General features: G+C 61.7%; 13 protein-coding genes. 6 read left to right on the top strand and 7 right to left on the bottom strand.

The features are described from left to right. Positions 1-105: 105 nt before the first annotated feature. The 5 genes from bioD to bioB all read right to left on the bottom strand — a co-directional run bounded on the left by bioD (position 106) and on the right by bioB (position 4,704). On the bottom strand, positions 106-786 hold the full coding sequence (gene bioD, locus AO240_RS00390) for a dethiobiotin synthase (RefSeq protein WP_099234722.1): 681 nt from the start codon (positions 784-786) through the stop codon (positions 106-108). Beyond that, the gene (gene bioC, locus AO240_RS00395; protein ID WP_099234723.1) at positions 783-1,595 is read right to left on the bottom strand and encodes a malonyl-ACP O-methyltransferase BioC; all 813 of its coding nucleotides are present in this window, start codon (positions 1,593-1,595) and stop codon (positions 783-785) included. Before bioC ends, bioD begins: the two co-directional genes overlap by 4 nt. Beyond that, entirely contained in the window at positions 1,588-2,319 is a 732-nt protein-coding gene (locus tag AO240_RS00400) for an alpha/beta fold hydrolase (RefSeq protein ID WP_099234724.1), read from the bottom strand. The genes bioC and AO240_RS00400 overlap by 8 nt, the downstream gene beginning before the upstream one ends. Then, complete coding sequence (gene bioF / locus AO240_RS00405; RefSeq protein ID WP_099234725.1) at positions 2,312-3,493, bottom strand: 8-amino-7-oxononanoate synthase; 1,182 nt, start codon at positions 3,491-3,493, stop codon at positions 2,312-2,314. The genes AO240_RS00400 and bioF overlap by 8 nt, the downstream gene beginning before the upstream one ends. 155 nt (positions 3,494-3,648) lie before the next feature. Next, positions 3,649-4,704 carry a biotin synthase BioB gene (bioB, locus tag AO240_RS00410; RefSeq protein ID WP_058415231.1) on the bottom strand — a complete coding sequence of 352 codons (1,056 nt, stop codon included), beginning with the start codon at positions 4,702-4,704 and terminating at the stop codon, positions 3,649-3,651. A gap of 92 nt (positions 4,705-4,796) precedes the next feature. On the opposite strand from bioB, the gene AO240_RS00415 reads away from it, so the two are divergent. From AO240_RS00415 to rarD, 5 genes are all read left to right on the top strand, one after another. After that, on the top strand, positions 4,797-5,534 hold the full coding sequence (locus AO240_RS00415) for a ComF family protein (RefSeq protein ID WP_099234726.1): 738 nt from the start codon (positions 4,797-4,799) through the stop codon (positions 5,532-5,534). A 57-nt stretch (positions 5,535-5,591) separates the two neighbouring features. Beyond that, on the top strand, positions 5,592-6,356 hold the full coding sequence (locus tag AO240_RS00420; RefSeq protein WP_099234727.1) for a TOBE domain-containing protein: 765 nt from the start codon (positions 5,592-5,594) through the stop codon (positions 6,354-6,356). Positions 6,357-6,445: 89 nt separating this feature from the next. Next, positions 6,446-8,344 carry a PhoX family phosphatase gene (locus tag AO240_RS00425; RefSeq protein ID WP_099234728.1) on the top strand — a complete coding sequence of 633 codons (1,899 nt, stop codon included), beginning with the start codon at positions 6,446-6,448 and terminating at the stop codon, positions 8,342-8,344. A gap of 168 nt (positions 8,345-8,512) precedes the next feature. After that, positions 8,513-9,487: a serine/threonine protein kinase gene (locus AO240_RS00430; RefSeq protein ID WP_099234729.1), complete on the top strand. Its 975-nt coding sequence runs from the start codon at positions 8,513-8,515 to the stop codon at positions 9,485-9,487. Positions 9,488-9,603: 116 nt separating this feature from the next. Then, positions 9,604-10,488: an EamA family transporter RarD gene (gene rarD / locus AO240_RS00435; RefSeq protein ID WP_058415226.1), complete on the top strand. Its 885-nt coding sequence runs from the start codon at positions 9,604-9,606 to the stop codon at positions 10,486-10,488. A 110-nt stretch (positions 10,489-10,598) separates the two neighbouring features. Here rarD and AO240_RS00440 read toward each other — a convergent pair whose 3' ends face one another. Next, positions 10,599-11,111: a glycine cleavage system protein R gene (locus tag AO240_RS00440; RefSeq protein WP_099234730.1), complete on the bottom strand. Its 513-nt coding sequence runs from the start codon at positions 11,109-11,111 to the stop codon at positions 10,599-10,601. Positions 11,112-11,402: 291 nt separating this feature from the next. Here AO240_RS00440 and AO240_RS00445 point away from each other — a divergent pair, with 291 nt between their 5' ends. Then, complete coding sequence (locus AO240_RS00445; RefSeq protein ID WP_099234731.1) at positions 11,403-13,580, top strand: malate synthase G; 2,178 nt, start codon at positions 11,403-11,405, stop codon at positions 13,578-13,580. A 130-nt stretch (positions 13,581-13,710) separates the two neighbouring features. Here the strand turns inward: AO240_RS00445 and AO240_RS00450 are convergent, their stop codons facing one another. Further along, the gene (locus tag AO240_RS00450) at positions 13,711-14,157 is read right to left on the bottom strand and encodes a response regulator (RefSeq protein WP_058415223.1); all 447 of its coding nucleotides are present in this window, start codon (positions 14,155-14,157) and stop codon (positions 13,711-13,713) included. Between the last annotated feature and the right edge of the window lie 68 nt (positions 14,158-14,225).

The raw sequence follows: 14,225 nt of genomic DNA on the forward strand, positions 1-14,225 counted from the left end.
GCGTAAACCTGCCTTTAGAGGATCGTGAAGCTGAATTGAAGCAGACATCCCGGCAAAAGGCCCGTAAAAAACAATAATGGCACAGTGCCTTGTCGATAGCCAAAATCAGTCAAGCAGGTCCAACTCCAGGTGCTCGGCCACCGCCTCGGCACTGGCGTGCTTGAGTTTCGGCACGCGGCCCAAACACGGTGCAGGCAAGCGCTCGGCCAAGGTGGCGAGGTTTTCTTCCAGACGAGAGGTCTTGGGCTCGATGATATTCGCCACCCAACCTGCCAATGGCAAACCGTCACGCGCAATCGCTTCGGCGGTGAGCAAAGCATGGCTGATGCAGCCCAAGCGCACGCCCACCACCAGGATCACCGGCAGCTTGAGCGCGATGGCCAAGTCCGACAGATTGTCCTGGTCGGCCAGCGGCACACGCCAGCCGCCCGCGCCTTCGATCAAGGTGAAATCGGCTTGGCGCGCGAGGATTTTTTGCATCGGCGTCAACAGCGATTGCACGGTCAAGGCAACGCCCGCTTCACGCGCGGCCAAGTGAGGCGCGATGGCAGGCTCGAACGCCACCGGGTTGACCTCGGCATAGCTCAGCGGCAACGAACACTGCGCCAGCAGCGCGAGGGCGTCGGCATTGCGCAAACCTTTGGGCGTCACCTGGCAGCCCGAGGCCACCGGTTTTCCGGCGGCCGTGCTTTTGCCCGCAAGCCGCGCGGCATGCAGCAGGCCGGCGGCGATGGTGGTTTTGCCAACATCGGTGTCGGTGCCGGTGATGAAATAAGCGGCGCTCATAAAGGTTTCTCCAGTACGGCGTACACCACTTGATAAGTGGCGGGCAGGCCTTGGGCCTGACGGAACTGCTCGTAAGCCTCTACCAGTGCAACAACCCGCGCGCGCCCCGTCAACCCTCCCGGGCGGCCGGGGTTGAGGTTGTGTGCGCCCAAGGCTTTGAGTTCGTGGGTGAGGCTGCGCACGTCCGGGTAATGCAGCACATGCGGCTGGCGCTCCAGGCTCAGCACGCGCAAGCCGCTGGCGGCGCACAGTTGTTGATAGGCCTCGAAGGTGCGGAAGCGGTTGACGTGCACCAGGCCATCGGCGGCGCGCCAGCTTTCGCGCAACTCAGCCAGCGTGCCCACGCACAGGCTCGCGAACGCCAGCACGCCACCGGGTTGCAGCACGCGACAGGCCTCGCTGAGTACCGCATCGAAATTCGCACACCATTGCACCGCCAGGCTCGAGAAAATCAGCCCGCAACTATCGCCCGCAAGCGGCAGGCGCTCGGCGTCACCGGCGATGAAATACTCGGCGCCGCCCAATGGCCGCGCGTATTGCAGCATGCCTTCAGCGATGTCCAGCGCTATACCCTCGCTGGCCGGTAAGCGCTGGCCCAACATGCGGCTGAAAAAGCCCGTGCCACAGCCCATGTCCAGCCAGCGATGCGGCGCGGCGGCAGCCGGCAAACGCGCCAACAATTGGCTGCCCACCGCGCGCTGCAACTCGGCCACGCTGTCGTAACTGGCGGCGGCTCGCGAAAAGGACGCGGCGACCTGGCGCTTGTCCGGCAAGGCGCCCGGCAAGGGCGGATTGGATAAATCAGTCATCAACGCACTCATGCAAAAAAGCCTGGATGGCCCCCGCGACACCGTGGGGGTCTTCCAGAAGAAAAGCGTGACCCGCCCGTTCAATCAGGCCGATTTCGACATCCGGCAGCAGGGTCAGCAGGTCAACCGCGGCCTCGGCCGGCACCAGCCCATCGCTGCCGGCAAACAGGTGCAGTTGCGGGCCACGATAAGCCAGCAACGCCTCGCGCGTGTCGAGCTGAGCGAGCAGTTCAAGGCCCGGCATCAACACGCTGGAGGGCGCATTCGGTGCACCGCTGACCAGCAAACGTGACAGCCCGCGTGGGTCCTCGGCGCCCTTGGCGCACAACAAACCGAAGCGTTTGAGGGTGACGTGGGAGTCGGCATGGCAACCGGCGAGGAACGCATCAAAGGTTTCGGCAGGCATCGCGCTGGGCCAGCCTGCGTGGGCGACGAAACACGGGTTACTCGCCAGCGTCAGCAGGCCGCAGCAGCGTTCGCCACGGCGCGCCGCCAGCTCAGAGGCAAGCATGCCGCCCAAGGACCAGCCGCCCAGCCAGGCGTTGTCCGGCAGCGTGGCATCGAGTTCGTCGAGCCATTCATCGAGGTCGCTGGAAGCCAGCGGCGGCAGCGGTTCGATGTGCACGTGCAGGTGTTCGTCGAGCCCGCGCAAGGCGGCGGCCAAAGGCTCCAGCGGCGATACACCGAGGCCCCAGCCGGGCAGCAATATCAGTTGATCACGCATGCTCGGGCTCCGTGACGCTTAACAAGCGGAAACACTCCTCCAACGCGTTTAACAATAGCTGCACCTGCGCCGCGCTGTGCGCCGCCGTCAATGTGACGCGCAAACGCGCGCTGCCGGCAGGCACGGTGGGCGGGCGAATCGCGGTGACCATCAGCCCGCGTTCGCGCAGCATCTGCGACAGGCGCATGGCCTTGGCGCTGTCGCCCACCCTGATCGGCTGAATCGGCGTAAAGCTGTCCATCAAGGCCAGGCCGATCTGCTCGGCGCCCTGGCGGAACTGGCGGATCAGGCCATTCAGATGCTCGCGCCGCCAATGCTCGGTGCGCAGCAGCGCCAGGCTTTTCAGCGTGGCGCAGGCTTGGGCCGGCGGTTGGCTGGTGGTGTAGATATAAGGCCGGGCGAACTGGATCAGGCTTTCGATCAGCTCTTCACTGCCCGCCACAAACGCCCCGGCGGTGCCGAACGCTTTGCCCAAAGTGCCGACCAGCACCGGCACGTCTTCCTGGCTCAAGCCGAAATGCTCGACAATACCGCCGCCGTGGGCACCCAACGGGCCGAACCCGTGGGCATCGTCCACCATCAACCAGGCGCCCTTGGCGCGCGCTTCACGCGCCAGCGCCGGCAAGTCGGCGAGGTCGCCGTCCATGCTGAACACGCCGTCGGTGACCACCAGTGTATTGCCGGTGGCTTTCTCCAGGCGTTTGGCCAGGCTTGCGGCGTCGTTGTGCAGGTAACGGTTGAAACGCGCGCCGGAGAGTAAACCGGCATCCAGCAACGAAGCATGGTTGAGGCGGTCTTCCAGCACCGTATCGCCCTGCCCCACCAACGCCGTCACCGCGCCCAGGTTGGCCATATAGCCGGTGGTAAACAGCAGCGCGCGCGGGCGACCGGTGAACTCAGCCAGGGCTTCTTCCAACTGATGATGAGGCGTGGAATGGCCAACCACCAAATGCGAAGCGCCGCCGCCGACGCCCCAACGCGAGGCACCGGCGCGCCAGGCTTCGATCACCTGTGGATGATTGGCCAAGCCCAGGTAGTCGTTGTTGCAGAACGCCAGCAATGGCTGGCCATCGACCACCACTTGCGGGCCTTGGGGGCTTTGCAGTGTTGGCCGTTGACGATAAAGGTTTTCGGCACGGCGGGCAGCGAGGCGCGCGGCGAGATCAAAAGACATGCAGGCCTCGGTCGATCAGGTTGAACACGGTCAACCCTGTGGGAGCGGGCTTGCTCGCGAATACGCTTTGTCAGCCAATACATAAGGTGACTGATCCGGCGCTTTCGCGAGCAAGCCCGCTCCCACAGGTTGGCCTGCGTTCCAAAGTGGAATGATCAGACAGCGGCGTTATAGAACTGCTCGCTGCTCTTTTGCTCGACCAACGCTTGCTCGATCGCGGCCTGATGCACTTCATCAGCATGTTCTTCGCGGGCTTCCGGCAGGATGCCGAGGCGCGAGAACAGTTGCATGTCCTTGTCGGCCTGCGGGTTGGCCGTGGTCAGCAGTTTGTCGCCGTAGAAAATCGAGTTGGCACCGGCGAAGAACGCCAAGGCTTGCATCTGCTCGTTCATGGCTTCACGGCCTGCCGACAGGCGCACATGTGATTGCGGCATCAGAATGCGCGCCACCGCGAGCATGCGGATGAAGTCGAACGGGTCGATGTCTTCGGCGTTTTCCAGCGGCGTACCAGCCACCTTCACCAGCATGTTGATCGGCACCGACTCTGGATGCTCCGGCAGGTTGGCCAGTTGGATCAGCAGGTTGGCGCGGTCGTCGAGCGACTCGCCCATGCCGAGGATGCCGCCGGAGCAGATCTTCATCCCCGAATCACGCACATAGGCCAGCGTTTGCAGGCGCTCGCCGTAGGTGCGCGTGGTGATGATCGAACCGTAGAATTCCGGCGACGTGTCGAGGTTGTGGTTGTAGTAGTCCAGGCCTGCCTGCGCCAGCGCTTCGGTCTGGTCCTGGTCAAGGCGACCGAGGGTCATGCAGGTTTCCAGGCCCATGGCTTTCACGCCTTTGACCATCTCCAGCACGTACGGCATGTCTTTGGCCGACGGGTGTTTCCACGCCGCGCCCATGCAGAAACGCGTCGAACCGATGGCCTTGGCGCGGGCCGCCTCTTCGAGGACCTTCTGCACTTCCATCAGCTTTTCTTTTTCCAGGCCAGTGTTGTAGTGGCCCGACTGCGGACAATATTTGCAATCTTCCGGGCACGCGCCGGTTTTGATCGACAGCAAGGTCGAGACCTGCACGCGATTAGCGTCGAAATGCGCGCGGTGCACGGTCTGCGCCTGGAACAACAGGTCATTGAAAGGCTGCACAAACAGCGCTTTGACTTCGGCAAGGGACCAATCGTGACGCAGGGTGGCAGTGGTGCTGGCGCTCATGGGCAATTCCTTCATTATGCTTGGGCAAACGCTGTGGGAAGGGCAATACCCACAGGCGCGACACGGATGCTCGGCATATTTAAGGAAGATGCATGCACTGTCAACCTGGATACAAACACCAAGTTTACAACTGGTTAAAAAGCAACCAAACATGTTTAATCTGTGATGAATCCACCGAATCCGCCGAGAGCATGTGCAGCGTCTGCGAATCCGAGCTGCCCTGGCTGATGGAACAGTGCGAGGTGTGCGCCTTACCGTTGCCGATGGACGGTTTGATCTGTGGCCAATGCCAGAAAAAACCGCCTGCGTTTAAACAGGTGATTGCGCCCTGGACCTACAGCTTTCCCGTCGACACCCTCATCAGCCGCTTCAAGCATCAATCGCGCTGGCCACTTGGCCGCCTGCTCGCGCGCGCGCTGGGCCAGCACCTGCAACACCGCTTCGACAACGCCGAACTTACCCGACCCGACTGCCTGCTGGCGGTGCCGATGGCGCGCAAACGCCTGCGCGAGCGCGGCTTTAACCAGGCATTGATGCTCGCGCGCTGGCTCAGCCAAGACCTCAACCTTCAGCACGATGAACACCTGTTGTTACGCCCGCATGAAACCATCGCGCAACAAGCCCTCGACGCCAAAAGCCGTCACCGCAACCTGCTGAGTGCGTTTGCACTGGCACCCGGCGCTCAAGCGCAAGGCCTGCACTTCGCGCTGGTGGACGATGTGCTGACCACCGGCGCCACCGCCCACAGCCTGGCGCGCTTGTTGATGGACGCCGGTGCGCAACAGGTCGACGTGTATTGCCTGGCGCGCACGCCCAAACCGGGCACATGACTTGACTCGCGCGTGCCGCGCCTGCAACGTCCACAGACCTCATCGAAGCGTATCCACATGTCTCTGCCGACTTCCCTCAGCCAACACATCATCCGCCGCCCACAGCGCATTGCCTTGCTCGCGCACATCGCCGAGCAGGGTTCGATCACCCGCGCGGCCAAAAGCGCCGGGCTGAGTTACAAGGCGGCATGGGACGCCATCGATGAACTGAACAATTTGGCGCAAAAACCGCTGGTCGAACGCAGTGTCGGCGGCAAAGGCGGCGGCGGTGCCAAGTTGACCGCCGAAGGTGAGCGCGTGTTGCGCCTGTATCAGCGCTTGCAGCTGTTGCAGGCGCAAGTGTTGGGCTCGGACCAGGACGCGAGCGACTTCAACCTGCTCGGCCGCTTGATGCTGCGCACCAGCGCGCGCAACCAATTGCACGGCCAGGTCAGCGCAATCGAGCGCCATGGCCGCAACGACGTGATCAGGCTGCAACTGTCGGGCGGCCTTAGCCTGACTGCGCAAATCACCCACGACAGCACACAGCGGCTGGAGCTGGAAACCGGTGTGGAAGTGGTCGCCTTGATCAAGGCCGGTTGGCTCGAATTGCTTGCCATTGGGCAAGCTGCAACACCTGGACACAATTGCATGAGCGGTGTTATCGAGACGATTCTCGACGCCGATGACGGCCCCAGCGAAGTGCGCATCAGCCTGCCTAACGGTCAGGTTTTGTGCGCGCTGGCGCAGCCCGCCGCGCTCAAGGCCCAAGGCGCTGCCGAAGGGCTGCCGACCCAGGTGCAATTTGCGCCCAGCAATGTGTTGCTCGGCACGCCGGTGTAGCGGCGAGCGCGCTGCACGCGCCTTCAAACTGCAACAATTTCGTCATGGCCGCTGCTTAAGGTGTCTGCAAAAACCGCAGGGAGCCTTGCATGAGCCTATTAGAAGAAAACCAAGCCACCGACCTCGAAACCATGGTCGGCCTCACCCGCCGCCGTTTCATCGGCGCGGGCGCCCTGTGCGGTGCCGCGATGTTTTTGGGCGGCAACCTGCTGACCCGCAGCGCCTTGGCCGTCAACGCCGCCACCGCCAGCCCGCTGCTGGGTTTCACCAGCATCGCCGCCGCCACCAGCGACGCCATCACATTGCCGCCAGGCTACAGCGCCTCGGTGCTGATCAGCTGGGGCCAGCCGCTGCATAAAAATGCGCCGGCGTTTGACCCGTCCGGCAACGGCACGGCTGTCGCCCAAGAGCAGCAATTCGGTGACAACAACGACGGCATGAGCCTGTTCGCGTTCCCCGGCGACGACACTCGCGCATTGATGGCGATCAACAACGAATACACCAACTACCGCTACCTCTACCCGCACGGCGGCGCGCCGCAATCGGCCGACGACGTGCGCAAGGCGCTGGCCACCGAAGGTGTGTCGGTGATCGAAGTGCGACGCAAGGGCGACACCTGGCAGTTTGTGCAGGACTCGCGCTACAACCGGCGCATCCACGGCAATTCGCCGATCCGCCTGAGCGGCCCGGCGGCCGGCCACGCGTGGCTGAAAACCAGCGCCGACCCCTCCGGCAAGAAGGTTCTCGGTACGTTCCAGAACTGCGCCAACGGCAAGACGCCGTGGGGCACTTATCTGACCTGCGAAGAGAACTTCACCGACTGCTTTGGCAGCAGCAACCCACAGCAAACCTTCGACGCCGGGCAAAAGCGCTATGGCGTAGTGGCGGCCAGCAAAGAGATCAATTGGCACCCGCACGACCCGCGTTTCGACATGGCCAAAAACCCCAACGAACTCAACCGTCATGGTTGGGTGGTTGAAATTGACCCCTTCGACCCGCAATCCATTCCGGCCAAGCGCACCGCCCTGGGCCGGTTCAAACACGAAAACGCCGCCCTCGCTGAAACCCGCGACGGTCGCGCCGTGGTGTACATGGGCGATGACGAGCGCGGTGAGTTCATCTACAAGTTCGTCAGCCGCGACAAGATCAACCACAAGAACCCCAAGGCCAACAAAGACCTGCTCGACCACGGCACCTTGTTCGTCGCGATTTTCGACGCGGGCGACGGCAACGCTGACCACCCCAAGGGCAAAGGCCAGTGGGTTGAGCTGACGCACGGTAAAAACGGCATCGACGCCAGCAGCGGTTTCGCCAGCCAGGCCGAAGTGCTGATCCACGCGCGCCTGGCCGCCAGCGTGGTGAAAGCCACGCGCATGGACCGCCCGGAATGGATCGTGGTCAGCCCCACCGACGGCCAGGTTTATTGCACCCTGACCAACAACGCCAAGCGCGGCGAAGACGGCCAGCCGGTGGGCGGCCCCAACCCGCGCGAGAAAAACCTCTACGGGCAGATTTTGCGCTGGAAAGCCGATGCGGGTAACCACGGCGCGAGCACCTTCAGTTGGGACCTGTTTGTGGTCGCCGGCAACCCCGGCGTGCATGCCGGTACGCCGAAGGGTGGCTCGTCCAACATCAACCCGCAGAACATGTTCAACAGCCCCGATGGCTTGGGTTTCGACAAGGCCGGGCGCCTGTGGATCCTGACCGACGGCGACTACAGCAACGCCGGCGACTTTGCCGGCATGGGCAATAACCAGATGCTGTGCGCTGACCCGAGTACCGGCGAGATACGCCGGTTTATGGTCGGGCCGGTGGCGTGTGAAGTCACCGGCATCAGCTTCTCGCCGGATCAAAAAACCCTGTTTGTGGGGATTCAGCATCCCGGCGAAACCGGTGGTTCGACCTGGCCGGAGCACCTGCCGAACGGCAAGCCGCGCTCGTCGGTGATGGCGATTCGGCGGGATGACGGGGGGATCGTCGGCGCCTGATTGGGCCTCATCGCGAGCAAGCCCGCTCCCACACAAGCCCGCGCCCACAGCTTTAACGGTGGGCGCGGGCTTGCTCGCGATGGCGGTGGCACAGTCACCACCTATCCAGCCCTTGGTGCGTTACCATACCGGGCCGGACGCGGCGACCTGCTGCGCGCAGGAGTTCGCATGGCCCATCCGTTTGAAACACTCACCCCCGACCTGGTACTCGATGCTGTCGAAAGTATCGGTTTCCTCAGCGATGCTCGCGTGCTGGCGCTCAACAGCTACGAAAATCGTGTTTACCAAGTGGGTATTGAAGACTCCGAGCCGCTGATCGCCAAGTTCTACCGGCCCCAGCGCTGGACCACCGAAGCGATCCTCGAAGAACACCGCTTTACGTTCGAATTGGCCGAATGCGAGGTGCCGGTGGTCGCCCCGATGATCCACAACGGCGAAAGCCTGTTCGAACACGCAGGTTTCCGCTTTACCCTGTTCCCGCGCCGCGGTGGCCGTGCGCCGGAGCCGGGCAACCTCGACCAGTTGCATCGCCTTGGGCAATTGCTCGGCCGTTTGCACGCGGTGGGTTCAACCCGCCCGTTCGAACACCGCGAAGCGTTGGGGGTAAAGAACTTCGGTCACGACTCCCTCAACACCTTGCTGGAAGGTAACTTCATTCCCAAAAGCCTGCTGCCGGCTTACGAGTCCGTGGCCCGCGACCTGCTCAAGCGCGTCGAAGAAGTCTACAAAGCCACGCCGCACAAAAACATCCGCATGCACGGCGATTGCCACCCCGGCAACATGATGTGCCGCGATGAAATGTTTCATATCGTCGACCTCGACGACTGCCGCATGGGCCCGGCCGTGCAGGACTTGTGGATGATGCTCGCGGGCGACCGCCAGGAATGCCTCGGCCAACTGTCGGAGTTGATGGACGGTTACCAGGAATTCCACGACTTCGACCCACGCGAACTGGCGTTGATCGAACCCCTGCGCGCCTTGCGCCTGATGCATTACAGCGCCTGGCTCGCGCGGCGTTGGGATGACCCGGCGTTCCCGCACAGCTTTCCGTGGTTTGGCAGCGAGCGCTACTGGGGCGATCAGGTATTGGCGTTGCGTGAGCAACTGTCGGCACTTAACGAAGAACCGCTCAAGCTGTTCTGACCATTGCGCATGTGGGAGAGAGCGTGCTCCCTCTCACATCAGGCAAAGCAGATCCCATCGGCTGACAAAAATCCTTACAATTGCGCTTTGTCAGCTGCCCGAGCAAGGATTCTGCAATGCACGCCGCCAACCCCCGCAAGGGGTACATTCTGGGCCTCAGCGCCTATATCTGCTGGGGCCTGTTCCCGCTCTACTTCAAAGCCATCGCCAGCGTGCCTGCCGCCGAAATCATCGTGCACCGCGTGTTGTGGTCCGCGCTGTTCGGCGGTTTGCTGTTGATGGTGTGGAAACACCCCGGCTGGTTGCGTGAACTGCGCGACAACCCCAAGCGCCTGGCGATTCTGGCACTCAGTGGCTCATTGATTGCGGGCAACTGGCTGACCTATGTGTGGTCGGTCAACAGCGGGCGCATGCTGGAGGCGAGCCTCGGTTACTACATCAACCCCTTGGTCAACGTGCTGCTGGGCATGCTGATTCTGGGCGAACGCCTGCGTCGTTTGCAGTGGGTAGCCGTGGGGCTGGCAGCGCTGGGCGTGGCGCAACAAGTGTGGCAAGTCGGTAGCTTGCCGTGGGTGTCGCTGGTGCTGGCGCTGACGTTTGGCTTCTACGGTTTGATCCGCAAGCAGGCGCCGGTCAAGGCGTTGCCGGGGCTGGTGGTGGAAACCTGGATGCTGGTGCCGATTGCCGTCGCATGGTTGCTGTTCAACCCGTCGGCGCACACTGCGCAACTGGCCTTCTGGAGTACCTCCGAAGCCTGGTGGCTGGTGGCCGCTGGCCCAATCACGTTGGTGCCATTGGTGTGCTTCAACGCCGCCGCACGGCATTTGCCCTACACCGCATTGGGCTTTTTGCAGTACGTAGCGCCCACGCTGGTGCTGTTGGAAGCGGTGCTGCTGTTCGGTGAACAGCTCGCGCCGAGCACGCTGATCGCGTTCGCGTTTATCTGGGCCGGGCTGGTGGTGTACAGCGTGGACGCCTGGCTGACCGTGCGCAAACGCTGATCAAATAACGTACAACCTCTTGCAAGCCAAAGCCGGTGTGGCTTGCAGGCATTCACCCCAAGGTTATCCACAGGCCCATGCAAGATTTCCATGCATAACCCTGTGGATGATTATTCCTCGTTGCGCAGCTCCACCATCAAATCATCCGCCAGGGTTTCCAACGACGTCTGCAACGCCTCTAACGACAACGTTGACGGCACTCGCAACAATGCCTCGGCATTAAACAGCGGGTCACCGCTCATCGGTGCGGGGCGTACATCCGTGCTCAAGCGCTCCAGGTTGACGCCCTGCTGGCTCAATAGCGCGGTGATCTCGCGCACAATCCCCGACCGGTCGTTGCCCACCAGTGTCATCAAAATCGCCTTCGACGCCGATGCCTGCCCCGCACTGCCCTCGCCCACCAACACGCGAATGCCTTGTGTGGATAAGTCCTCCAGCGCATTCACCAGGTCCTGACGGCTTTGGGCAGGCACGCTGACGCGCAAAATACCGGCGAACTGCCCGGCCATGTGCGCCATGCGGCTTTCCAGCCAGTTGCCACCGTGGGCAGCGATGTTGTGCGCGATACGTTCAACCAAACCGGGTTTGTCGGCGGCGATAATAGTCAGTACAAGATGGTCCATGGCGAAGTCCTCTGGTGCGCTAGGGTTTTTCACGAGGCATGCTAGCCCTTACAAGGTGGACGCATGCGTACACGAAAACAAATCGTGTACCATTTTTATATTTATCTGGAACAATCCAATAGTTTCTTGAGAACATCCGATGCCGCAGTGTGACCGCACGGCCAAAATGGGTCGCTAAACGACGTATTTAGTCTAATTTTCACAACCGCAAGCCATCATGTAGTATGCCCAACCGTGCACTACATAATGAAAATCTGAAAAGCGCATCAGCTCCGCAGAGTGAGGGAAGCAATGACTGAACACGTTCAAGTCGGTGGCCTGCAGGTCGCCAAGGTGCTGTTCGACTTCGTCAACCACGAAGCCATTCCCGGCACCGGCATCACTGCCGACCAGTTCTGGGCCGGCGCCGACAAGGTCATTCACGACCTGGCACCGAAGAACAAAGCCTTACTCGCCAAACGCGATGATTTCCAGGCACGCATCGACACCTGGCACCAGGCACACGCAGGCCAGGCCCACGACCCGGTGGCCTACAAAGCCTTCCTGCAAGAGATTGGCTACCTGCTGCCGGAAGCCGCAGACTTCCAGGCCTCAACGCAAAACGTCGATGACGAAATCGCGCGCATGGCAGGCCCGCAACTGGTCGTGCCGGTGATGAACGCGCGTTTCGCGCTCAACGCGTCCAACGCGCGCTGGGGCTCGCTGTATGACGCGCTGTATGGCACAGACGCCATCAGCGAAGCCGGCGGCGCCGAAAAAGGCCAGGGCTACAACAAAGTCCGCGGCGACAAGGTGATCGCCTTCGCCCGCGCCTTCCTCGACCAAGCCGCGCCGCTCAGCGCCGGCAGCCATGTCGACTCCACCGGCTACAAGATCGTTGATGGCAAGCTGATCGTCAGCCTCAAAGGCGGCAGCAACAGCGGCCTGCGCGATGATGCACAGTTGATCGGTTTTCAAGGCGACACCGCGCAACCGATCGCGATACTCCTGAAAAACCACGGCCTGCATTTTGAAATACAAATCGACGCCAGCACGGCGGTCGGCCAGACCGACGCCGCCGGCGTCAAAGATGTGCTGATGGAAGCCGCACTGACCACCATCATGGACTGCGAAGACTCGGTTGCCGCCGTCGATGCCGATGACAAAGTGGTGATCTACCGCAACTGGCTCGGCCTGATGAAAGGCGACCTCGCCGAAGAGGTGGCCAAGGGCGGCAAAACCTTCACCCGCACCATGAACGCCGACCGCGTGTATACCGGCGTGGATGGCCAGGGTGTGACGCTGCATGGCCGTTCGCTGCTGTTTGTGCGCAACGTCGGCCACCTGATGACCATCGACGCGATCCTCGACCAACACGGCAACGAAGTGCCCGAAGGCATTCTCGACGGCTTGCTCACCAGCCTCGCGGCGATTCACAGCCTCAGCAGTAACAGCACCCGCAAAAACAGCCGCACTGGCTCGGTGTACATCGTTAAGCCGAAGATGCATGGCCCGCAAGAAGCGGCGTTTACCAACGAGCTGTTCGGCCGCATCGAAGACGTGCTTAACCTGCCGCGCAACACCCTTAAGGTCGGCATCATGGATGAGGAGCGCCGCACCACGGTCAACCTCAAGGCCTGCATCCAAGCGGCCAGCGAGCGCGTGGTGTTTATCAACACTGGCTTCCTCGACCGTACCGGCGATGAAATCCACACCTCCATGGAAGCGGGCGCGATGGTGCGCAAAGCAGCCATGAAGGCCGAGAAATGGATCGGCGCCTACGAAAACTGGAACGTCGATATCGGCTTGAGCACGGGCCTGCAAGGTCGTGCGCAAATTGGCAAAGGCATGTGGGCAATGCCCGACCTGATGGCCGCGATGCTTGAACAGAAAATCGCTCACCCATTGGCGGGTGCCAACACCGCGTGGGTGCCCTCGCCGACGGCGGCGGTACTGCACGCGCTGCATTATCACAAGGTTGATGTGTTCGCGCGTCAGGCCGAATTGGCCAAGCGTGAGCGCGCCTCGGTAGACGACATCCTGAGCATTCCGCTGGCCAGCAACACCGATTGGTCCGACGAAGAAATCCGCAACGAGCTGGACAACAACGCTCAGGGCATTCTCGGTTATGTGGTGCGCTGGATTGACCAAGGCGTCGGCTGTTCGAAAGTGCCGGACATCAATGACGTCGGCCTGATGGAAGACCGCGCCACCCTGCGCATCTCCAGCCAGCACATCGCCAACTGGTTGCGCCACGGCATCGTCAACCAGGCCCAAGTGCTGGAAAGCTTCAAGCGCATGGCGCCGGTGGTAGACCGCCAAAATGCCGGGGATGCGCTGTACCGCCCACTGGCGCCGGATTTCGACAGCAACATCGCGTTTCAAGCCGCGCTGGAGTTGGTGATTGAAGGCACCAGGCAACCCAACGGCTACACCGAGCCGGTGTTGCACCGCAGGCGTCGGGAGTTCAAAGCTAAAAACGGCCTGTAAATAAAAAAGCCCTGATCGAAAGATCAGGGCTTTTTAACAAGCAACCTACACGGTCAAACAGGTGGGAGCGGGCTTGCTCGCGATGAGGCCCTGACATTCGCCACAACCATCAACCTTCAACCATCAACCATCACGAAGCCATCCCCAACTCGCGCTTGACCATTTTCGCCAATTTCACGCTATCAATCGGCTTGAGCAAAAAGTCCACCACGCTCAAATGCATCGCATCAATCACATCCGGCGCTTCGGCATCACCCGACATAATGATAATCGGCAGCGCCGCGCGGGTAGAGCTGCGCACCTGACGAATCAATTCCAAACCGCTGCTCGGCGCCATTCGCAAGTCGGTAATCAACAGCCCAATGGAGCTGCTGGCGTTCAGTAAGTCCAACGCTGCCTCGCCACTTTCGGCGGTCATGCAGCGAATGCCGTCCAGGCCCAGGATCTCCGCCAGTAATTCGCGCGCGTCCTTGTCATCGTCGACAATCAACACCCGTTGTGGCGGTAAATCGGGCTCCAGCATCACAGCGTTCAACGCCTCACGCTCGGCATCGCTCAAAATATCGTGGTCGGACATACATTTCTCAGCAGTTTTCATCAATCTCCCAGCACACTCGTCAGACATCTGCAGAAGTGCGTTCAATG

Origin of the sequence: Pseudomonas sp. ICMP 460 (assembly GCF_002723595.1) — a bacterium.
Lineage (GTDB): Bacteria > Pseudomonadota > Gammaproteobacteria > Pseudomonadales > Pseudomonadaceae > Aquipseudomonas > Aquipseudomonas kitaguniensis.

Coding starts and splice junctions, on each gene's coding strand:
- bioB (WP_058415231.1), bottom strand. CDS start 4,704: ATGAGCGCCAGCACCACTGCCACCCTGCGTCACGATTGGTCCCTTGCC.
- AO240_RS00440 (WP_099234730.1), bottom strand. CDS start 11,111: ATGGACCATCTTGTACTGACTATTATCGCCGCCGACAAACCCGGTTTG.
- bioF (WP_099234725.1), bottom strand. CDS start 3,493: ATGTCTTTTGATCTCGCCGCGCGCCTCGCTGCCCGCCGTGCCGAAAAC.
- bioC (WP_099234723.1), bottom strand. CDS start 1,595: ATGACTGATTTATCCAATCCGCCCTTGCCGGGCGCCTTGCCGGACAAG.
- AO240_RS00425 (WP_099234728.1), top strand. CDS start 6,446: ATGAGCCTATTAGAAGAAAACCAAGCCACCGACCTCGAAACCATGGTC.
- AO240_RS00420 (WP_099234727.1), top strand. CDS start 5,592: ATGTCTCTGCCGACTTCCCTCAGCCAACACATCATCCGCCGCCCACAG.
- rarD (WP_058415226.1), top strand. CDS start 9,604: ATGCACGCCGCCAACCCCCGCAAGGGGTACATTCTGGGCCTCAGCGCC.
- AO240_RS00450 (WP_058415223.1), bottom strand. CDS start 14,157: ATGTCCGACCACGATATTTTGAGCGATGCCGAGCGTGAGGCGTTGAAC.
- AO240_RS00415 (WP_099234726.1), top strand. CDS start 4,797: ATGCACTGTCAACCTGGATACAAACACCAAGTTTACAACTGGTTAAAA.
- AO240_RS00445 (WP_099234731.1), top strand. CDS start 11,403: ATGACTGAACACGTTCAAGTCGGTGGCCTGCAGGTCGCCAAGGTGCTG.
- AO240_RS00400 (WP_099234724.1), bottom strand. CDS start 2,319: ATGCGTGATCAACTGATATTGCTGCCCGGCTGGGGCCTCGGTGTATCG.
- AO240_RS00430 (WP_099234729.1), top strand. CDS start 8,513: ATGGCCCATCCGTTTGAAACACTCACCCCCGACCTGGTACTCGATGCT.
- bioD (WP_099234722.1), bottom strand. CDS start 786: ATGAGCGCCGCTTATTTCATCACCGGCACCGACACCGATGTTGGCAAA.